Here is a 20,079-nt window from a genome sequence, read left to right on the forward strand (position 1 = left end):
TGGTGACTCTGCTGATCACCGGCGGCACCGGCTTTCTCGGCTCCTATCTCACCCGCTACGCGCTCCTCGAACAGGGGGAGGAGCGGGTGGTGACCCTGGACAAATTCGTGGACAGAGGGCGCATAGACGACGTGCTCGACCGCGTCACCGTCCTCGAAGGCGACGTGACCGACTTCAACTCGGTACGGGGCGTGATCGAGGACCACGGGATCGATCGCATCGCACACTTCGCCTTTCTCCTGGGCGCGCCGACCCAGGACAGCGTGCTCCCGTACGTTCAGGTGCAGACGCTCGGAACGGCGCACGTGTTCGAGGCGGCGCGACAGACCGGCGTGGACCGTGTCCTCTTCGCGAGCTCCGTCGCGGTCTTCGGTCCGCAGGCGGAGACCTCACTGGACGAGGACCTTCCCATCAAACCCACTGATCCCTACGCGTCGTCGAAGGCATGGGGCGAGGAACTGGGCCGGTACTACACACAGGCCCTGGGGCTCGACGTGGTGAGTCTGCGCTTCAGCTCGGTCTACGGGTTCGGCCGCGCGGTGCGCGGCTCGTACAGCTCGGGGCTGCTGGCCGCGCCGCGTGCCGTCCACTACATGGCACGCGTCGAGGACGCGGTACGCGGCAAGCCGATCGTGATGCCGGGCGGCGACACTGTCACCGACTTCACCTACGCCGCCGACGCGGCACAAGCCTCATGGCTCGCGCTGACGGCGCCCTCCTTGTCCCACCGTCTCTACAACGTGAGCTCCGAGCGGCGACGCGTCCACGAGTTCTCCCAAGCGGTGAAGGAAGTGCTTCCGGACGCCGACGTCACGATTTCCGAGGCCGACCACCCAGGACACCCCCACCCACCGATGGACAACAGCCGGATCAGTGAGCTCGGCTTCGTGCCTCAGTACACGATGGCAGCCGGTCTCGAAGACTACGTCCGGCGTGTGACCGCCTACGACGCCTACTGGGCCACGCGCGCGACAGCGTTCTGATCCACGTCGGCGCGGGGGCGGCCGTCCGGGACACACCTCCCCGGCCCGGACGGCCGCCTGCGCGCCGACCTCGCACATGAAAGCGAAGTCACGGTGCGGGGAGTCGGCCCTGCGAGGCCTCAGCGGGCGAGCTCGCCGATGACCATGTGCTTGACCTCCTGGAAGGCGCGTATTCCCTCGGCCCCGCGCTCACGCCCGAGCCCGCTCTGCTTGTAGCCGCCGTTGGGCGCGTAGGCGCTGAGCAGGCCGGTGTTGACGTTGACGGTCCCGCTGCGGATCCGGCGAGCCAGGCCCGTCGCCGCCGCCGTGTCGGCCGAGTGGACCTGTGCGGAGAGGCCGTAGGGACTGTCGTTGGCGATCCGTACCGCATCGTCGAGGTCGCGGTAGCCGATCACCGTGAGCACCGGTCCGAAGATCTCCTCCTGGGCGGCGGGGTTGCCGTTGTCCGGCACGTCGAGGACGGTCGGCTCCACGTAGTATCCGCGCTCCAGTCCGGCGGGCCGTCCACCGCCCGTCACCACCCTGCCGCCGTGCCGCAGGGCGAGCGCGACGAACTCCTCGCAGCGGGCCCGCTGCCCGTCGCTGATCACGGGCCCGAGCATCGTGCCGGGCGCGGTGGGTGGGCCGACGGTGAGCCCGGCGTAGACCGCCGACACGGTGGCCAGCACCTCCTCCTTCCGCTCCTCGGGCACCAGCATGCGGGTCGCCGCGGAGCACGCCTGACCGGAAGTCATCGCGACGACGGCCGCGGCCCCCGGGCCGACTCGGTGCAGTGCGTCCGGCAGGTAGATCTGCGCGGACTTCCCGCCGAGTTCCAGCGCGACCCGCTTCACCGTCGGGGCGGCCTGGGCGAGGATCCGGCGGCCGACCGCGGTCGAGCCGGTGAACGACACCAGGTCGACGCCCGGGTGGCTGGTGAGCAGTTCGGCGCCGGCCGGCCCGTCCTCGAGCACCACGCTGAGGACACCCGGTGGCAGTTCGGCGTCCTCGGCCGCGACGCCGAGGCTCAGCGAGGACAGCGGAGTGAGCGGGCTCGGCCGCAGGACCACCGAGTTGCCGGCGAGCAGCGCAGGGACGACCTTCTGCAGTGCCATCAGCAGCGCCGCGTTGTACGGAGTGATCGCGGTGACGACGCCGACCGGTTCGTGGCGGCGCACGCTCAGCGCCACGCGTCCGCGCACCAGCTCGCTGACCGGTACTCCGGTCGTCTCCTCCTCGGGGAGCGACAGGTACAGGTCGACCGTGTCGCGCGCCAGAGCGAGACCCGCGTCGACCTGGGTGGTCTCGGCGAACGGGACCGGCTGACCCGCCTCGGTGACAAGAGTGGCGACGAGTTCGTCGCGCATTGATTCGAGCCGGTCCAGGAACGCGCGTACGACCTGGGCGCGCTCCCGTGCCGGACGGTTTGTCCAGACACCGTCGTCGAAACTGCGCCGTGCTTCCGTGACGGCCCTTCGCACCTCGTGGAGGGGAGTGGCCGAGAGGACGCACACCTCGGTCTCGGACGCGGGATCGATGACCGGGAAGCGTTCCTCCCCCTCGACCCACCGGCCCGCGATGTAGGAGCACCTTGACGCGATGACATCGGACATGCGCCGCGTGACCTCCGCTCGTCATGAACGATCAGTGAGTATATATTATATTGATCCGTGTCGACGCTGGGTCGACCAGGGTTGCTTGACTTGGCAGGCCGGACAAATATAGTATATATGAACGACGGTGCGGGACGACAGTCGCCTCCGCGGCCGGGAATCGGGGAGCGGATCGTCTTGCTGTGGCGCTCCACCGTTCCGTTTCGAGTGATCGATTTCTCCATACGTATCTCTAGCGGTCGAACTGATGCGGGACCGGTGACGGTCCTGCCTCAACGGTCGACGGGGGAGAGCGGACTATGTCGAGCTACATGACGGTCTGTGCCAGCCATGCGCCGGGGTTGGACCGGGACGCAGCGGGCGTTCTCGGCCAAGACTTCCGGGCGGCGATGGCGCGAATGCGTCGCTCGGTCGCGGAGTTCGACCCGGAGCTCGTGGTCGTCTTCGGAGGGGACCACAGACGGGCGTTCGCCCACGTCGTGCCGACGTTCGGTGTCGTCCTGCACGGAACGCTGCGGGCGGAAGGCGGCGCGGCCGGCAGGCCGCTGCCCGTCCCCGAGCCGCTGGTGCGACGCCTCGCCGAGAGCATCATCGACCGTGGCTTCGACCTCGCGGTGGCGAGGGGCGTGGCACTGGACCATGCTTTCGGGCAGCCGCTGCGCCTGCTGCTTCCTGAGACGGCCGCGGTCCCGGTGGTCCCGATCGCGGTGAACTGCGCGAGCCCGCCTCTGCCGACCCCGGGGCGGGTCCACGAGTTCGGCCGTGTCGTCGGTGAGGTGCTCGATCCACTGGACCAGCGGATCCTGCTCATCGGCACCGGGGGCCTGTCGCACGCGCCGCCGAGCCTGCTCGACGAGCGTCACGACAAAACCGAGGAGGAGCGTCGGGCCCAGCTCGAAGCCGGCTTCGAGCTGGCGAGCCGCCTGGTCAAGCCGGACTGGGACATGACCTTCCTGAGGGCCATGGAGAAGTGGGAATTGGACACCCTGCTGGCGATGGCCGAGCGCGCGACGCAGGAGGCCGGGGTCGGGGCCAACGAGGTCCGGACCTGGATCGCGGCCGGTGCGGCAAGCGGCACCGACCCGTTCTCCACCGTCGGCTACGAGCCGGTGCCCGAGTGGATCACCGGTATGGGCATCACGGTGCGGGGTGGTCGGTGAAGGGGTGTCGAACCAATCGCCCACGGCGCTGGTATTTAATATGTTATATGTAATTCTGGAGGAATGCATGGTCGAGCGCCACTTGGGCGACGTGTCGGTCAGACTCGCCCACGGGGTCGCCGAGCTCACGCTCGCGCCGTCGGGGCCAGGCACCGTTGACCGGGTGACGGCGACCGAGCTGACGGCCTTCCTGCGAGGGGCCCAGGCCGAAGGTGTTCGGGCCATCCTGATCACAGGTAGCGGACGCCATTTCTGCGTGGGTGCCAACATGGCGCAGGAGTCGACACGCCAGACCGACTCGACGCTCGACTACCGGACGGTGTATGAGCCGTTCGCCGAGCTCTTCGAGGCCCTCTGGGCGATCGAGACCCCCGTCGTGACGGCGGTCAACGGCTCCGTCGGGGGCGTGGGGTGGCTGCTGGCCCTGCTGGGCGACATCGTGGTGGCCGACTCCGAAGCACGCTGGACGCATGTCTTCACCCGGGCCGGCATGGTGCCCCACGCGGGTGACCCGTACTTCCTGACCCGGCTCGTGCCCTACCGCCGACTGGCGGAGATCGCCCTGCTCTCGGACTCGATCACCTCCGCGACCCTGGAGAGCTGGAACGTCATCTCGCGGTCGGTACCGACGGAGGAACTGATGCCCACCGCGCGCGACTTCGCCGAGCGCCTCGCCGCCGGCCCGACCCGCTCCCTCGGCCTGGCCAAGCAGCTCTACCGCCGGGCCATGGACTCCTCGCTGGCGCACTCCGCCGCCGAGGAGCGCGCCAGCGTGGCCCTGAACTCGACCACTGAGGACCGTGCCGAGGGGCTGGCCAGCCTCCTCGAACGCCGCGCGCCGAAGTTTGTGGGCCGATGAACCGCCGCGTAGCGATCGCGGGAGTCGGGCTCTCCGAGAGCGGATCGGTGCCCCAGTTCTCGGCGTTCCAGCTCCTGGCCCGCGCGTCGCGCAGGGCTCTCGTGGAGACCGGCCTCAAGCCCGGGGACATCGACGGCTTCGGTTCCACTGGGCTCGGAGTGCTCCCGCCGATCGAGGTGGCCGAGCACCTGGGCCTGCGCCCCACCTGGCTGGAAGGGACGTCGGTGGGCGGCAGCACCTGGGAGGTCATGGCCGCGCACGCCGTGGACGCGATCGCGCAGGGGCATGCCGAGACGGTCCTGCTCGCCTACGGTTCGACGGCGCGGTCCGACGTCAAGCTGGGCCGTCGTTCGGCCAACATGTCGTTCGGCTCGGCGGGCCCCGCGCAGTTCGATACGCCGGCGGGCGCCAGCCTGGTGTCGAAGTACGCCATGGCCGCCCAGCGCCACATGCACGAGTACGGGACGACGATCGACCAGCTCGCGACCGTGGCCGTCGAGGCCCGCCGGTTCGCCGAGCTCAACCCGGCCGCCGAGCGACGTACCCCGATGTCGCTCGACGACGTCCACGGCGCGCGCATGATCGCCACCCCGTTCACCTCGCCGCACTGCTGCCTGCGCTCCGACGGCGCGGCCGCGGTGATCCTCACCAGCGACGAACGCGCGAGGGACCTGCCGCAGACACTCGTACGGGTGCTCGGCAGCGCCGAACACGCCTCGCACTCGACGATGAGCCAGTGGGAGGACTTCACGGTCTCCCCGGCGGCCGTCACCGGGCCCCTGGCCTTCAAACGGGCCGGTGTCACCCCCTCGGACATCGACGTGTGCCAGATCTACGACGCCTTCACCTACGGAGTCGTGGTCACCCTCGAAGACCTCGGGTTCTGCGCGAAGGGAGAGGGCGGCGCATTCGTCACCGAGACCGGGATCGGCCCTGGCGGCGGGCTCCCGGTGAACACCGACGGCGGAGGTCTGTCGGCCTGCCATCCGGGGATGCGGGGCCTGTTCCTGCTCGTCGAGGCCGCCCGGCAGCTCCGCGGTGAGGCGGAGGCCCGGCAGGTGCCGGACGCCGCCCTGGCCTGTGTGAGTGGGACCGGAGGCTGGTTCTCCTCCTCCGCCACCATGATCCTCGCGCGGGACTGACCGCCCCAGTTCGTGATTCCAGCCACGTGAAAGGACGTCAATGTCACACCTGTTGGAGGGAAAGGTCGCCCTCGTCACCGGCGCGGGTCACGGAATCGGGCGGGGACATGCCCTCGAACTCGCGCGCCACGGCGCCAAGGTCGTCGTCAACGACCTGGGCGGTTCCGTCTCCGGTGAGGGGTCGGGCAAGGACGCCGACGACGTCGTAGCACTCATCAAGGAGGCGGGCGGCGATGCGATGGCCGACTACGGCGACGTCAGCTCGGACGCCGACGTGGAGCTGATGATCGGCCGCGCCGTCGACGCCTACGGCAAACTCGACGTGGTCGTCAACAACGCGGGCATCGTGCGCGACAAGGTCGTGTGGAAGATGACCCCCGAGGACTTCGACAAGGTCATCGCCGTCCACCTGCGGGGCACCTGGCTGACCTCGCATTACACGGCCCGGCACTGGCGTGAGCGAGCCAAGGCCGGGGAGCGGCTGAACGCGCGGATCATCAACACGACCTCGGGCGCGGGACTGGTGGGCAACTTCGGCCAGTCCAACTACGCCGCGGCCAAGGCCGCCGTCGCCGGCCTCACGCTCACCCTGAGCCTCGAACTGGGCCGGATGGGCGTCACCGTGAACTGCATCGGCCCCGCCGCCAACACCCGGATCACCGCGTCGGTCGGCGAGTGGGACGTGCGGATCCGCGAGGCCGACGAGATCGCAGGCGACGAGTTCGACCCGATGGACCCGGCCGTCAGCTCACCGCTCGTGGCCTGGCTCGCCAGCGACGAGGCGGGCTACGTCAACGGACAGGTGCTGCGCGCGATCGGGGACAAGATCCACCTGATGCAGCCGTGGACCGAGGCCGCGTCGGTCTCCAACGGCGGCAAGCGCTGGGACGCCAAGGAGCTGGGCGGTTTGTTGGGCACCCGGCTGTTCCGGGTCCAGGCGCCGGGGCTGAGTATCGGATGAGCACCGTGACCGACTCGACCGCGCGCCCGGCCGGCCCCAGGTTCGACCTCCCGCAGACCGACGACCACACCGAGAAGTGGTGGCAGGCCCTCAACGAGGACCGGCTGCTCCTCGAACAGTGCGTCCCGTGCGGGCACCTCTACTTCTATCCCCGGGGCATGTGCCCCGCCTGCTGGAGCGAGGAGGTGGAGTGGGTGCAGGCCAGCGGCCGCGGCCGGGTCTACGCCTACTCCGTCGTCCACATGAACGACCTCCCGCCGTTCCGTGACCGGCTGCCGTACGTGGTGGCGATGGTCGACCTGGAAGAGGGGCCGCGGATCACGGCCAACCTCGACGGCGTCGACCCGACGGCCGTGGCGATCGGACTCCCGGTCAGCCTGCGCCCGCGCCGGCTGGACGAGCGGTACAGCGCCCCCGAGTTCGTCCCGGCGGTGACCGAATGAGCGGCGACGCGACCAGGGACGACGGGCGACCGGTGCGCTTCAAGGTCGAGGAGGGGGCGGTCCGTCAGTTCCGCCGTGCCGTCCAGTGGTCCGCAGGGGAGGACACTGACGCGGCACCCTGGACCTTCCCCATGACCGTGGACCAGTGGTTCGCTCCTGAGGACAAGGTCGTCACCGGGTTCGGCCGGGCGCGGCTGCTGCACGGCGGTCAGGAGTTCTTCTACCCGGACGGCCCGCTTGAGCCGGGTATGGAGCTCGTCGCGCAGGAACGCGTGGTCGACCGTTTCGAGAAGCGCGGCAGCCGGGGCGGTCTCATGAGGTTCGCGGTGGTGGAGACCACCTTCTGCGATGCCCGGAACGGAAAGGTAGCTGCCCGTATGCGCAGCACGCTCATCGAGCGCGGAGGAGCACCCTCGTGACGTGGAAACAGGTCGGCGGGGCGCTGCCGACGCGGGTCTTCGGGCCGGTCATCTCGGAAATGCTGGTCAAGTACTCGGGTGCCTCGGGGGACTTCAACCCGATCCACTACGACAAGGACTACGCCGTGGCCGCCGGCTACCGGGGCGTCTTCGCGCAGGGCATGTTCCAGGCCGCGCTGCTGTCCACCTACGTCGCCGACCTGTTCGGCGCCGACACCGTGCGCCGTTTCGCCGTCAAGTTCCGTGACCAGGTCTGGCTCGGCGCGGTCCTGACCTGTGCCGGGGAGGTCACCGAGGTGACCCCCGGCGAGGACGGCGTGCGGGTCGTGGTGGGGCTCTCGTTGACCTCGGACGAGGGCGTCGTGGTGGTCGTGGGCGACGCGGAGCTGGAGGTCGCGGCGCGGGTCTGGGACCACACACCGGCTGTGGACCAGGCGCTGACGTCACAGGGAGTGATTTCATGACCGAGAACAGCGTGTGGCAGTTGCTGTGCGAGGTCGCCTTCACACAGCGCTGGGTGGACGTCGACGGCGTGCGCACCCGGGTCGTCGAGGCCGGTCCCGCCGACGGGGTCCCCGTGGTCCTGCTGCACGGCACCGGGGGCCACTGGGAGACCTTCGCGACCGCGCTCGGTCCGCTGAGCGAGCGGTACCGGTGCGTGGCGTTCGACATGGTCGGCAACGGCTTCAGCGACAAGCCCGACCAGCCGTACGAAGTGCCGTTGTACGTCGATCACGTCCTGGGCGTCATGCGTGAACTCGGCGTGGACCGGGCGCACTTCATCGGCATGTCACTGGGCGCCTGGGTCGCGGCCCGGATCGCCGTGTCCCACCCCGAGCGGATGCGCCGCCTGGTGCTCATGTCGCCGGCCGGTCTCGTGGCCACCCAGTCCAACATGGAGCGCATCCGGGCCGAGCGCACCAAGGCGGTGGAGAACCCGGAGTGGGACTCGATCAAGGCCATGTTCGAGCACCTCATCGCGCGCGAGGAGCGGCGGCTGCCGGACCTGATCGCCCTGCGGCAGATGATCTACCGCAGGGACGACACCCGCACCACCATCGACCATCTCCTCGCCCTACAGGACCCGGAGATCCGGCCCCGCAACCTGCTCGACCTCGGTGAGTGGGAGTCGATCAAGGCACCGACGCTGGTCGTCGCCTCGGGCGCCGATCACGGCGAGTACCAGACCACCGCGCGCCGGGTGGCCTCCATGATCCCCGGGTCCGAGGTGCTGGAGATGCCGGGGGTGCGGCACTGGCCGCACTTCGAGGATCCCGAGACGTTCAATCCCGCCGCCCTCGCCTTCCTCGGACGCGACGATGCTGAGTGACGCCGAAGTCGAGAAGCTCGCGGCCGACCTCCACCGGGCCCGGGCCGAGGTGCACACGATCCCGCAGCCCGCGCTCCAGTACCCGGACATGGACATCGAGGACGCCTACGCGGTCCAGCGCCGTGGAGTCCGCATGGTGCTCGACCGCGGAGGCCGCGTCATCGGTCGCAAGGTCGGCCTGACCGCCATTCCGATGCAGCGGGCCATGGCGATCGAGGAACCCGACTACGGCGTGCTCTACGACGACATGCTCGTGCCCGACGGCGGGGAGACGAGCGCCGCGGCCTTCAACTACCCACGGGTCGAGATGGAGTTGGCCTACGTCCTGGAGCGGGACCTGCGGGGTCCGGGTGCGGAACCGGAGGACGTGCGCGCCGCCACCCGCTACGTGTGCCCGGCCATCGAGATCCTCGACAGCCGGGTCCAGATGACCGATCCGTCGACCGGCCGGCGGCGCTCGATCGTCGACACCGTCGCGGACAACGCGGCCGACGCCGGTCTGGTACTCGGTCCCGGGCGCGCGGACGCGGGCGAGCTGCGGCCCCGCGCGGTGGGCGCGGAGCTGCTGGTGAACGGCGAAATCGTGGACACCGGCCTGGCCACCGCCGTACTGGGCGACCCCGCGCGGGCCGTCGCCTGGCTCGCCAACAAGCTGGCCGGATACGGAGACCACCTGACCGCCGGGTCCGTCGTGCTGTCGGGCTCCTTCATCAGCTCCGTCCACGTCGTCGCCGGGGACCTCGTCGAGGCGGACTTCGGCGAGCTCGGAGCGGTGTCGTGCCGATTCACGTGAGCGGATACCCCATGAGCGGGACAGCCGTCGACGCGGCGGCCTGGCGGGCCGCCCTCGCGGCCGGCGAGGTGATGCGCGGTCTGTGGATCGCGTCGGGTTCGGACACCGCCGCCGAGATCCTCGGGGGCACCGGCGCCGACTGGATCGTCATCGACACCGAGCACTCGTTCTGCTCGCCCGACCGGCTCCTCGCGCAGCTCCGCGTGCTGGAGGCTGCGCCGGTCTTCACCGTGGTGCGCGTCGGAAGCCGCGAGCCCCGGGAGCTCGGCACGCTGTTGGACCTGGGCGCCAGGGGGCTCATGGTCCCGATGGTCGAATCCGCCGAGGACGCCCGAAGCATCGTCGCGGCGACGCGGTACCCGCCGCACGGTGTGCGCGGAGTGGGCGGCGGGTTCGCCCGCGCCAGCCGCTGGAACCGGGTGCCCGACTACCTGACGAACGCCGAGTCGACGTTCTCCCTCATCGCACAGGTGGAATCCGTCGCCGGACTGGAGAACCTCGCGGCGATCACCGCCGTCGACGGGATCGACGCGGTGTTCGTCGGCCCGGCCGATCTGGCGGGTTCCATGGGGCTGCTCGGCCGGCCGCGGGACCCCCGCGTGCGCTCGGCGGTGCTCGGGGCGATCGAGGCCGTGCGCGCCGCGGGCAAGACGGTCGGCGTGAACGCGTTCGACCCCGACGATGCCATGGCCTACGCCGAGGCGGGTGCGCAGCTCCTGGGCATCGGTGCCGACGTGACCCTGCTCGCCCAGGGAGCGACGGCACTCCTGGAGCGTGTGACCGTGCCCGGCCGGGCGTCCGTGAACGACCTAGGAGGAGACGATGATCGAACTCGCGATGACCATCGGCGGCGAACAGCGCCGCGGTGAGTCCACCTTCACCTCGGTCGACCCCTATACGGGCGAGCCGTGGGCGTCCGCCCCGGAGGCCTCCCAGGCCGACGTGCAGGACGCCGTCGCGGCCGCGAATGCCGCGTTCACCGGTGAGTGGGGCGCCCTGACGGGGCGCGAACGGCGTGACCTCATCCGTGCGCTCGGCCGCGTGTTCGCCGAGCACGTCGACGAGCTCGCCGAAGCGGAGACCAGGGACAACGGCAAGCTCCTTCGGGAGATGAAGGGCCAGGTCAAGGCACTACCCGAGTTCTACGAGTACTACGCGGGCCTGGCCGACAAGATCGACGGCCGGGTGGTCGACACCGGCAAGCGGGAGTTCTTCGGGTTCGTCGCGAAGGAGCCCGCGGGCGTCGTCGGGGCCGTTCTGCCCTGGAACTCGCCGCTGCTGCTGCTGACCTTCAAGCTCGCGCCCGCCCTCGCGGCCGGGTGCACGGTGGTCGCCAAGCCCTCCGAGCACGCCCCGAGCGCGATCCTGCGCCTGGGCTCGCTGCTGGCCGAGGCCGGACTGCCGCCGGGCACCGTCAACACCGTCTCCGGTTCGCGCCGTGAGGTGGGGGAGTGGCTGGTCGGCGACCCGCGGCTGGCCCACGTGTCCTTCACCGGGTCCGAGGTGACGGGCGCGGCGGTCGCCCGGTCGGCCGTCAGCAACTTCACGCCGGTCACCCTCGAACTCGGCGGCAAGTCGGCCAACATCGTCTTCGAGGACGCCGACCTGGCCGCCGCGGCCAACGGCGTCATCGCGGGCATCTTCGCCGCCGCGGGCCAGACGTGCATCGCCGGCTCACGAGCGCTGGTCCACGAGTCCGTCCACGACGAACTGCTGGAACGCGTCGTCGCCCGGGCCCGCACGATCAAGCTCGGCAACCCGCTGGACGACGCGACCGAGATGGGCCCGATCTGCTTCCGCGGTCAGTGGGAGAAGGTGCAGCACTACGTCCGGCTGGCCCAGAAGGACGGGGGCGAGATCGTCACGGGCGGCTCCGACGGCGGCCGGGGCGGTCTGTTCTTCGAGCCCACGGTGGTCACCGGGCTGCCGAACTCCAGTGTCGTGGCGCAGGAGGAGATCTTCGGGCCGGTGCTGACGGTGATCCCGTTCGCCGACACCGACGAGGCCGTCGAGATCGCCAACGACACCCAGTACGGTCTCGCCGCCGGCATCTGGACCCGTGATGTCAACCGCGCGCTGGGCGTCAGCCGACGCCTTCGGGCGGGAACGGTGTGGGTGAACTCCTACCGCACCCTCAACTACTCGATGCCGTTCGGCGGACGCGGGCACAGTGGCATCGGCAGGGAGAACGGCCTTGAGGGGCTAACGGACTTCCTCGTCGACAAGGCCGTGTGGATCGAGACCGCCGGTGCCACCCGCGATCCGTTCGTGCTCGGGTGAGAGGAACAGACATGACCGAGTCCTTCGAGGTAGTGATCGTCGGTGCCGGGCCAGCGGGCCTGGTGCTCGCCAACCTGCTCGGTGCCGCCGACATCCAGGTGGCGCTCGTCGAGCAGAACGCCGAGGTCATCGAGGAACCGCGGGCCGTCGGCATCGACGACGAGGCGCTGCGGACCCTCCAGACGTTCGCCATGGCGGAGCCGGTGCTCCAGGACGCCGTACGCAACGCCCCGATCCGCTACTACGACTCACGCGGCCGGGTCCTCGCCCATGTCGCCCCGACCCAGGCCCCCCAGGGCTGGCCGCGGCGCAACCTCTTCTTCCAGCCCGACCTCGAACGCAAGCTGCGAGCCAACCTGGAGCGCTGGCAGAGTGTCACCTTCCTGCCGGGCCATGAGGTGGTCCAACTGGATCCGGGCGAGAAGTCGGTGCGGCTGGTCACCCGCCATGCCGACGGCGAACGAGTCCTGACCGGCGGGTACGCCGTGGGCGCCGACGGCGGGCGCAGCTTCCTGCGACGCATCCTCGACATCCCGCTGCTCGGCGACACCGCGCCGATGACCTGGCTGGTCGTCGACGTGGCCGACGACACCTGGGACGCGCCGTACTCGGCGGTGTTCACCTCCCCGAAGCGGCCGTCGATGACCATCCCGCTGCCCTTCGGCTACCGCCGGTTCGAGTTCAAGATCCTCGACGGCGAGGATCCCGCCGAGATGACCGAGCCGTCGAGGGTGGCCGAGCTGATCGCGCCGTTCTATCCGGCCGGCGAGCTGCCGCGGCCGATCCGCCGACGCGTCTACTGGCACCACTCCCGCACGGCGGCACGGTTCCGCGAGGGCCGCGTGTTCCTCGCCGGCGACGCCGCGCACCTTCAGCCGCCGTTCTTCGGCCAGGGCATGAATTCCGGCATCCGGGACGTCACCAACCTGGCCTGGAAACTGGCCATGGTCGTGCGCGGCCATGCCGCCGACTCCCTCCTGGACACCTACGACCAGGAGCGCCGTGAGGTGGCGAAGACGATGGTTGAGTTCGCGACCGGGATCGGCCGCCTCTACCAGCCGCGCAGCCGCGTCACCGAGGTGCTGCGCAACACGGCGTTCCGGGGCGCGCAACGCATCCCCGGAGCCCGTGACTACATCCTGCAGATGAAGTACAAACCGATCCCCCACTACCGGGAAGGCTTCGTACTCGCTCCGCAGCAGGAGAAGAACTCCCTGGTGGGCAAGGCGTTTCCGCAGCCGCGCGTGCAGACCACCGCCGGTCGCAGCGAACTCCTCGACGAGGTCCTTGGACACCGGCTCGCGCTGCTCTCACTCCTCCCCGGCGCCCATGCGCGGCTGTCCCCGGCGAAGGCCCGGGCGTGGGCCGAGCTCGGGGCGGTGGTGGTCGAGGTCCATGCCCCTCCCTCCTACCGCCGGCAGGGGCAGGAGGACCCGCGTGAGCGCCCGGACGGCCCGGACACCGAGGCCCTCGCGATCTTCGACTCCCATGGCGGCCTGCGGGATCTCCTGCTGGCCCGGCCCCACGACCAGGTCTATGTCGTCAGACCGGACCGCTACGTGGCGGCGAGCGGCTCCCTGGACGACGTCGACAAACTGGTGACCGAGGTGTTGGGGCTCCTCGGGTAGGAAACCGAGAGAGCCCACCCTTCAGCAAGATCACCTACGAGCAATTTCCGCATGGAAAATCAACTATAGTATCTACAATGTTTGTTCTGGTGGAAGTGTCATCACGCGAGGACTCTGAAAGGTGACAGAGGTGTCGGTAGGGGACAGGCCGCAATTGGCCGACGTGGCCGCTGCATATGTGCGTGAAAGGATTACGTCCGGGGTGCTGGTCGCGGGCGACGCGGTGCGCCCCGAGACGATCGCGCAGGAGCTGCAGATCTCCACGACGCCCGCTCGTGAGGCGTTGCAGTCGTTGCGATCGGAAGGCTTCCTGGAGCTTGCGCCGCGCCGCGGATTCCGAGTCACCAAGGTGACCGGCGACGACATACGCGACCTGTTCTTCATCAACTCGATGGCTGCGGGCGAGCTGGCGGCCCGTGCCACGATCAAGGGCTCGGAGTCGCTGGTGGAGCGACTGCAGTCCATCCAGGAGCAACTGCACCAGGCGGCCGAGCGGCACGACGCCGCCGAGCTCGAGCTGCTCAACCACCGCTTTCACCGCGAGATCAACCTCGCCGCCGACTCGTCCAAACTCGCGGATGTGATCCAGCTGGTCTCCCGCTGGGTGCCTCCCCACTTCTACACCTCGATCGAGGGGTGGAGCGCCACCACCATCCACGACCATCAGCAGCTGATCGACGCCGTCGCGCGCCAGGACAGCGAGCATGCCCGCCAGCTCATGCAGGAGCACATGCGGCGCTCTGGTGAGCAACTGGCACAGTACGTCGACGAGCGGCAGCGCGCGGCCGACTGAGCGTTCCGGCCGCTGCGGCCCGGCACCTGCTCATCCGGGCTGCGACGCCAGACGGATCGCCGCAGCCCGGTCGGGCTTGTTGTTGGCGGTGAGGGGCAGCGCGTCGATCGCCTGGATGCGCTTGGGCAGCTTGTACCTCGCGATCATGGTCCTCGCGAAGCTCAGCAGCTCCTCGGGGGCGAGGACGGCTCCGGGCTCGGGGACGACCAGTGCCTCGACGCGAGCGCCCCAGTCCTCGTCGGGCACCCCGAACACCAGAGCGTCACGAACCGACGCGTGCTGGTGGAGGACCTGCTCGACCTCGTTAGGGAAGACGTTCTCACCACCGGTGACGATCATCTCGCTGTCCCGCCCGTCCAGGTGGAACCAGCCCTCGCCGTCGGTCCGCCCCATGTCTCCGACCCGCACTCCCTCGGGCCGGAAGGCCGCTTCCGTTGCCTCGGGCAGGCCCCAGTAGCCGTTGGCCTGCCCCAGGGAGCGGACGCTGAAGTAGCCGGTTGTACCGGGCGGGCAGGGGTTGCCCAGGTCGTCGACCACGCGGACCTGCTGCCCCGGCCAGCATCGCCCGACGCCCCGCAGCCGGCCGGCGAACAGATCCTCGTGACGGATGGACGTGACCGGCCCGCCGTACTCGGTGGCTCCGTACAGGGAGTGGATGCGCGCGTTCGGGTAGTCGGCGACCAGTGTTGCCACGAACTCGGTCGAAGACGGGGCGGATCCGTAGAGGATCTGCGTGATCCGCTCGCGCGGCGCCTTCTCGAAGTCCGGATGCCTCCGCAGCCGGGCCATCAGCGTCGGCGCGCCGCCAAGCCGGGTCGCGCCGCGCGCGATGGCGTCGAGCGCCCGGCCCGCGTCGAAGGCCGGCAGGATCTCCGTGTGCCCGCCGGTGAAGAGCGAGTACAGGAGCTGCGCCGGGAACATGATGTGGAAGAACGGCGCGAAGTAGAGGTCACGGTCCCCGGGCAGCCGCGGCAGATTCGCCGCGGCCGCAGCAACACCGCGCCAGAGCGCGGCGTGGTCGAACCACACCCCCTTGGGCCCGCCCGTGGTGCCGCCGGTCGGCAGGATCAGCGCGGGCGCGCCGGCGCCCACCGGGGGAAGGGGGCCGGTGAGTCCGCTCCCGTCGAGCGGCGCCATACGGGCTCGCAGCGAAGCCGGCTCCGCGGTCGCGTCCGTCAACAGCCGGTCCAGCCGCACATCCGCGGCCCACCCGGCATGCGCGGTGTCGTGCACGATCAGGTCCGCGCCGAGCGGGCGCAGGAAGGCGGCGGTCTCCGGAGGGGCCAGGCGGGTGTTCATCAGCACCGGGGTCAGGCCCGCGGCCATCGCGCCGAGCACTGCGGTGACGTAAGGGATCGACGGCTCCAACGCCAGGCCGACACGTGCCCCGGGGGCCAGGTCGAGCGCACGGAAGGCCCGGGCGGTCGAGTCGATCTGCGCTGCCAGCTCGCCGTGGCCGACTTCGCCGACCGGATCGGTCAGGGCCGGGGAGGCGGGGTTGCTCTCGGCTACTCGCCGTAGGTGTTCCGGAATCGTCGGATGTGACACGCTGCCGTTCCCTCACTCACGAAACCGATCATGTGCATTATATATAATTGGCGGGTAGGGGCAATGGGCCGTCGCCGTCGATGGACGGCGGGACCCGTGCCTCACACCTCCGAGCGGAGCTTCTCGGCGATCTCCGCCGTCGTCGTGATCTCCGCGATCCGCCACAGACCGAGCCAGCTGTCGGGGTGGACCGGCCGGACGAGCGCCTCGTGCACGGAGCGGTCCGGGTCGGAGCACGCGTCGTCCACGACGACCACCCGGTAGCCGAGGTCGTAGCCCGCACGCGCGGTCGACAGGACGACTCCGCTGGTCGCGATGCCGGTCAGCACCAGCGTGTCCCGGCCCTCGGCGCGCAGATGGACGTCGAGGCCCGTCGTGGAGAACGCACCGATCCGGGCCTTGGCCAGCACGAGATCACCGTCCTGAGGTGCGACGGTGGGATGCGGTTTCCCGGCGGGCCAGGTCGCGTCCAGGGAGGTGTAGCCGCCCGGCAGAACGTGGACGATCTTCGCGGCTGCGGTTCGGGCGGCCTCGATGACCGTGGCCGCGTTGCCGACCGCGGCGTGGCCGTCGGTCGCGTAGTGCTCCACGATCATGTCCGTGAAATCCAGCGCCAGGACGGCCGTCCTGGCGGGCACCAGCGGTTGCGGAGGGTGCGGGGTGACCACGGGGGTGCTCTCCTTCTCGGTTGCGGCCAGTACGGCGACTTCTCGGGTGCGGCCGGTGTGGCGCCCCCGGGTTCAGCTATGGCGGGTCAACAGCAGCGACTGGGCGACGTTGCCGCCGCCGCCCGCGACCAACGCGACGTTCGCGTCCGCGACCTGGCGGTCGCCCGCCTCGCGCCGCAGCTGGACGCAGGCCTCATAGAGCAGACCCCAGCCGAGATACCTGCCCTCGGACAGCTGCCCGCCCGCGGTGTTCATCGGCAGGTCGCCGTCGACCGCGATGCGCTGCCCGCCCTCCACGAAGGCCCCGGACTCACCCGGTTTGCAGAAGCCCAGCGCCTCCAGCCAGAGCAGGGGGAAGATGGAGAACCCGTCGTAGAGCTGGACCAGGTCGACGTTCTGCGGGCGCAGGTCGGTCTCGTGCCACAGCCGGGCGGCCGTGTCGTGGGCGGCCATCGTCGTCATGTCGTCGCGGAAGACCCATGATCCGGTGCCGTGCCGGCTCGCCGCGACGGCGTCGACCTGCACCGGGTGCGGGGCGTCCGCCGCGTAGTCCACGTGCGAAAGCACGAAGGCGTGCGCGCCGTCCGCGGGGACGTCGCAGTCGAACAGCCGCAGCGGCGAGGAGATCACGCGCGCCGCCAGGTAGTCGTCGAGCGACATCGGGTCGCGGTAGATCGCGTCGGGATTGAGCGCCGCGTGCCGACGCATCTGCACCGCGATCGCGCCCAGCTGCTGCTCGGTCGTCCCATAGACGTGGAAGTGCCGTTGCGCCTGCAGCGCGGCCCAGTTGGCCGCCGACGCGGCGCCGTGGGGCGCGAGCCACTGGGTCCAGCCGCCCGACCGTTGCGCCTCGCCGCCGACGCTGGCGGCTCGCCGCCGTCTGCCTTGGTACGTCGCCTCCGTCACCGTCCGGTAGACCAGGACATGGCGGGCGAGGCCGGTGGCCACCGCCATGCAGCCGTCGATGAAGGACCCGAGCACGTTGAAGCCCTCGCTCGCGCCGGTCGCGTACCACTCCAGGTTCAGCGACAGCGCATCCTGCACCGCGTTGGCACCCGGATTGCCGAACCCGGTCATCGCCCCGGTGAGTTCGCCCGGCCAGGTGACCAGGCCGTCGATGTCGCCGGGGGTGAGCCCGGCGTCGGCGACCGCGTCGAGACATGCGTCGATCGTCAGATCGAGCGACTCGCGGTTCAGCCGCCGCCCCACGTCCGAGCGGGCGAAGCCCGAGATCACCACGGAGCGGGCGAACCGCCCGCCCGTCACGACCCGCTCCCGCGGACGGCGGGTGCCGCACTGCGCGGCAGTACTGCTTGTTCGTTCATCGCCTCTCCCTCATGACCCGGCAAGCGGGCGGAAGACCGGTACATGGACATCGGCCTGCTCGACGAACTCCACGGCGACCGGCATCCCGACGTGCACCGAGGCGACGTCGCAGCCGACGATGTTCGTGAAGACGCGCAGACCCTCCTGCTCCTCCAGCTCCACCAGGGCGACGACGTACGGAGGCGGGAAGTCCGGCAGCCACGCCTGGTGGTTGACGGTGAACGCGTAGACGGTGCCGCGGCCGGAGACCGGCTCGGCGCCAACGTCGCGGCCGTAGCAACTCCTGCAGACAGGCGCGGGCGGATGGATGTAGTGGGCGCACGTCCCGCACCTATGAATGTGCAGCCGCCCGTCGGCCCCGCCGCACCAGTAGGAGCGGTTGAGGTCGTCCAGCAGCGGCAGGGGCCGGACCTGACGTGACGGGGCCGGATCCTCCGCTTCGGGGGCGGCGATTGCTGTCGTCGGACCGGGGTGGGCTCCGCCATCTGTCACGTCCTGATCAACTCCCTGGTCGTCCGTCGGTGCTTTGCCGATTCCGATGACACGGCTTGGCCGCGCGCTGCGCGGCGGAACTCGGCGAGGTGACCGGACGGGGTGTCTGAGGCCGGCATGCATGTCGCGTGAATGCCGGTGTCGCGTGCTCCGGGACTGGCGCAGAGCGGCTGGTAACGGATCTCAACACGGCGAGCCGGGTGCGTCAAGGTCGTGTCCGGGGCCCCGCCCGGAGCTTCCGGTCAGCGCAGGCCAGGCCCCGCCCGGATCCGGAGATGTCGCATCGCTCCTGGTCAGAAGCGGGGCACGGGCCATGGGCGCCGTCAGCGGTCGGGGCGGAGGAAGCGACGCACCATGGTTGACGGTCCGGCCGCGCAGAATCTAGTATATAAAATATCTTCACTCAGCACCTGGGGTGCTCCGGCGTGCCCTTCGGTGCGGCGGCCGGGACGGGCCGCCGGCAGATCACTTCCGCGGATGAATTCCGGGCGGACGAAGGGACTCTTCCGCGCCCCGGCGACCGACGAGACCACCTGCATCCGGGGGACGGGGCAGTGTGGCGGCGCGCCGTCCTCGTCCGGCCGGCGGTCCGACCGTGCACGGATACCTGAAACAGACAGGGAGCAGGTGCGAGCATGACGACAGCTGAGCAGGCCGGGCCGGGTGGCTCCGGCGAGGCCGCCGGACCGCGCGAAGTGGTGTTCCGGCGGGTGCAGCCCGGCGGACGCCGAGGACCGAACGGCGAGGTGCTCACCGAGGCACCCGGTGGACAGGTCTGGAGCGACCAGTGGGTCATCGGCGCCAAGGACGCCGAGTTCCAGGCGATCGTGCCCGACATCCGCATGCCGGCCAACCAGTACTGGCCGCAGCACTGGCACGACGAGGCCATCGCCGTCATCGTGCTCGACGGCGATGTCATGCTCGGTGACCGGTGGATGAAGCGCGGCGACGTCGTGATCTCGCCGGAGAACGTCGAGTACGGTCCGCTGGTGATGGGGCCGTCCGGCTGCCAGTTGCTGGAGGTCTTCTCCAGGGCCCGGGCCGGCGGAGGGTACGGGGAGGAGTTCCGCGATCACCCGACCCTCGCGACCCGGGAGTCCATCATCTTCGCGATGGCACCCGACATGTTCGATGCGTCGTGCGGTGACTACGTCAGGACGGGCTCGCCCTTCTCCCCCCGGCCGCCGGGCTCGGAGCAGAACGCGGGCAAGGCGGTGCTGCCCAACGACACCGTCAAGGGGCTCGAGTCCGGGGAGCTGTCCGGCGGCGGCGCGGTGTGGAACGTCGGTGACGCGGACGACCCGTTGCGCGGCGTCATGCTGGACACCGGCTACGCGGCCGGGCAGGTCGTGCCCCCGCACCGGCACCGGGACGCCCGCTGGGTGCTGGTGATGGAGGGGACGATGAAGGCCGGTGACCGGGAGGTGACCCGGGACGACATCTTGCTGATCGAGGCCGGCGTGGAGGTCCCGGCCTTCGTCCCCGGCCCGGACGGTGTGCAGCTGCTCGAATACGTGCGTACGGCCGCCGGTGTGCCGATGGTCGTCGACGAGGGGCTGGCCACCGCGCCGGAGTACGAGAGCACGCTGAAGACCCTGCGGCACATCGAGTTCGAGCCCGGACGCCCGTCGTCGCAGTCGTGACCGACTGCGGGCGGAATCC

General features: G+C 70.2%; 20 protein-coding genes. 15 read left to right on the plus strand and 5 right to left on the minus strand.

Annotated features, from left to right (window positions below; genetic code table 11):
- Window positions 1–2 precede the first annotated feature (2 nt).
- Window positions 3–983: an NAD-dependent epimerase/dehydratase family protein gene (locus ACZ69M_RS33125; RefSeq protein ID WP_470055655.1), complete on the plus strand. Its 981-nt coding sequence runs from the start codon at window positions 3–5 to the stop codon at window positions 981–983.
- A 119-nt stretch (window positions 984–1,102) separates the two neighbouring features.
- On the opposite strand, the gene ACZ69M_RS33130 is transcribed toward ACZ69M_RS33125, so the two are convergent.
- Complete coding sequence (locus tag ACZ69M_RS33130; protein ID WP_470055657.1) at window positions 1,103–2,575, minus strand: aldehyde dehydrogenase family protein; 1,473 nt, start codon at window positions 2,573–2,575, stop codon at window positions 1,103–1,105.
- 311 nt (window positions 2,576–2,886) lie between these two features.
- Here ACZ69M_RS33130 and ACZ69M_RS33135 point away from each other — a divergent pair, with 311 nt between their 5' ends.
- The 13 genes from ACZ69M_RS33135 to ACZ69M_RS33195 all read left to right on the plus strand — a co-directional run bounded on the left by ACZ69M_RS33135 (window position 2,887) and on the right by ACZ69M_RS33195 (window position 14,383).
- Entirely contained in the window at window positions 2,887–3,735 is an 849-nt protein-coding gene (locus ACZ69M_RS33135; protein ID WP_470056190.1) for a 3-carboxyethylcatechol 2,3-dioxygenase, read from the plus strand.
- A gap of 67 nt (window positions 3,736–3,802) precedes the next feature.
- Entirely contained in the window at window positions 3,803–4,594 is a 792-nt protein-coding gene (locus ACZ69M_RS33140) for an enoyl-CoA hydratase/isomerase family protein (protein ID WP_470055659.1), read from the plus strand.
- Complete coding sequence (locus ACZ69M_RS33145; RefSeq protein ID WP_470055661.1) at window positions 4,591–5,736, plus strand: acetyl-CoA acetyltransferase; 1,146 nt, start codon at window positions 4,591–4,593, stop codon at window positions 5,734–5,736. The genes ACZ69M_RS33140 and ACZ69M_RS33145 overlap by 4 nt, the downstream gene beginning before the upstream one ends.
- A gap of 40 nt (window positions 5,737–5,776) precedes the next feature.
- On the plus strand, window positions 5,777–6,697 hold the full coding sequence (locus ACZ69M_RS33150; RefSeq protein WP_470055663.1) for an SDR family NAD(P)-dependent oxidoreductase: 921 nt from the start codon (window positions 5,777–5,779) through the stop codon (window positions 6,695–6,697).
- Entirely contained in the window at window positions 6,694–7,140 is a 447-nt protein-coding gene (locus ACZ69M_RS33155; RefSeq protein ID WP_470055665.1) for a Zn-ribbon domain-containing OB-fold protein, read from the plus strand. The genes ACZ69M_RS33150 and ACZ69M_RS33155 overlap by 4 nt, the downstream gene beginning before the upstream one ends.
- Window positions 7,137–7,559, plus strand: a complete 423-nt coding sequence (locus ACZ69M_RS33160) for an FAS1-like dehydratase domain-containing protein (protein WP_470055666.1) — start codon at window positions 7,137–7,139, stop codon at window positions 7,557–7,559. Before ACZ69M_RS33155 ends, ACZ69M_RS33160 begins: the two co-directional genes overlap by 4 nt.
- The gene (locus ACZ69M_RS33165; RefSeq protein WP_470055668.1) at window positions 7,556–8,023 is read left to right on the plus strand and encodes a MaoC/PaaZ C-terminal domain-containing protein; all 468 of its coding nucleotides are present in this window, start codon (window positions 7,556–7,558) and stop codon (window positions 8,021–8,023) included. Before ACZ69M_RS33160 ends, ACZ69M_RS33165 begins: the two co-directional genes overlap by 4 nt.
- Complete coding sequence (locus tag ACZ69M_RS33170) at window positions 8,020–8,889, plus strand: alpha/beta fold hydrolase (RefSeq protein ID WP_470055669.1); 870 nt, start codon at window positions 8,020–8,022, stop codon at window positions 8,887–8,889. Before ACZ69M_RS33165 ends, ACZ69M_RS33170 begins: the two co-directional genes overlap by 4 nt.
- A complete protein-coding gene (locus tag ACZ69M_RS33175) occupies window positions 8,879–9,682 on the plus strand; it encodes a 2-keto-4-pentenoate hydratase (protein ID WP_470055671.1) in 804 nt (267 codons plus the stop codon). Before ACZ69M_RS33170 ends, ACZ69M_RS33175 begins: the two co-directional genes overlap by 11 nt.
- A gap of 11 nt (window positions 9,683–9,693) precedes the next feature.
- Window positions 9,694–10,551 carry an HpcH/HpaI aldolase family protein gene (locus ACZ69M_RS33180; protein ID WP_470055673.1) on the plus strand — a complete coding sequence of 286 codons (858 nt, stop codon included), beginning with the start codon at window positions 9,694–9,696 and terminating at the stop codon, window positions 10,549–10,551.
- A complete protein-coding gene (locus tag ACZ69M_RS33185; RefSeq protein WP_470055675.1) occupies window positions 10,505–11,962 on the plus strand; it encodes an aldehyde dehydrogenase in 1,458 nt (485 codons plus the stop codon). Before ACZ69M_RS33180 ends, ACZ69M_RS33185 begins: the two co-directional genes overlap by 47 nt.
- A gap of 11 nt (window positions 11,963–11,973) precedes the next feature.
- Window positions 11,974–13,590 (plus strand): bifunctional 3-(3-hydroxy-phenyl)propionate/3-hydroxycinnamic acid hydroxylase, encoded by a 1,617-nt coding sequence (locus ACZ69M_RS33190; protein ID WP_470055677.1) that lies wholly within the window; start codon window positions 11,974–11,976, stop codon window positions 13,588–13,590.
- Between the two features lie 163 nt (window positions 13,591–13,753).
- Window positions 13,754–14,383, plus strand: a complete 630-nt coding sequence (locus ACZ69M_RS33195; RefSeq protein WP_470056192.1) for a GntR family transcriptional regulator — start codon at window positions 13,754–13,756, stop codon at window positions 14,381–14,383.
- A 30-nt stretch (window positions 14,384–14,413) separates the two neighbouring features.
- On the opposite strand, the gene ACZ69M_RS33200 is transcribed toward ACZ69M_RS33195, so the two are convergent.
- The 4 genes from ACZ69M_RS33200 to ACZ69M_RS33215 form a co-directional block, all read right to left on the minus strand.
- Entirely contained in the window at window positions 14,414–15,931 is a 1,518-nt protein-coding gene (locus tag ACZ69M_RS33200) for a class I adenylate-forming enzyme family protein (protein ID WP_470055679.1), read from the minus strand.
- A gap of 101 nt (window positions 15,932–16,032) precedes the next feature.
- Entirely contained in the window at window positions 16,033–16,599 is a 567-nt protein-coding gene (locus ACZ69M_RS33205) for a cysteine hydrolase family protein (RefSeq protein ID WP_470055680.1), read from the minus strand.
- Window positions 16,600–16,671: 72 nt separating this feature from the next.
- Window positions 16,672–17,865, minus strand: coding sequence for a thiolase family protein (locus ACZ69M_RS33210; RefSeq protein ID WP_470055682.1), 1,194 nt, complete (start codon window positions 17,863–17,865; stop codon window positions 16,672–16,674).
- A gap of 69 nt (window positions 17,866–17,934) precedes the next feature.
- A complete protein-coding gene (locus ACZ69M_RS33215) occupies window positions 17,935–18,417 on the minus strand; it encodes a Zn-ribbon domain-containing OB-fold protein (protein ID WP_470055684.1) in 483 nt (160 codons plus the stop codon).
- A gap of 635 nt (window positions 18,418–19,052) precedes the next feature.
- Here ACZ69M_RS33215 and ACZ69M_RS33220 point away from each other — a divergent pair.
- On the plus strand, window positions 19,053–20,060 hold the full coding sequence (locus ACZ69M_RS33220; protein WP_470055686.1) for a hypothetical protein: 1,008 nt from the start codon (window positions 19,053–19,055) through the stop codon (window positions 20,058–20,060).
- The last annotated feature ends 19 nt before the right edge of the window (window positions 20,061–20,079 follow it).

Source organism: Streptomyces sp. NPDC107454, assembly GCF_055582885.1.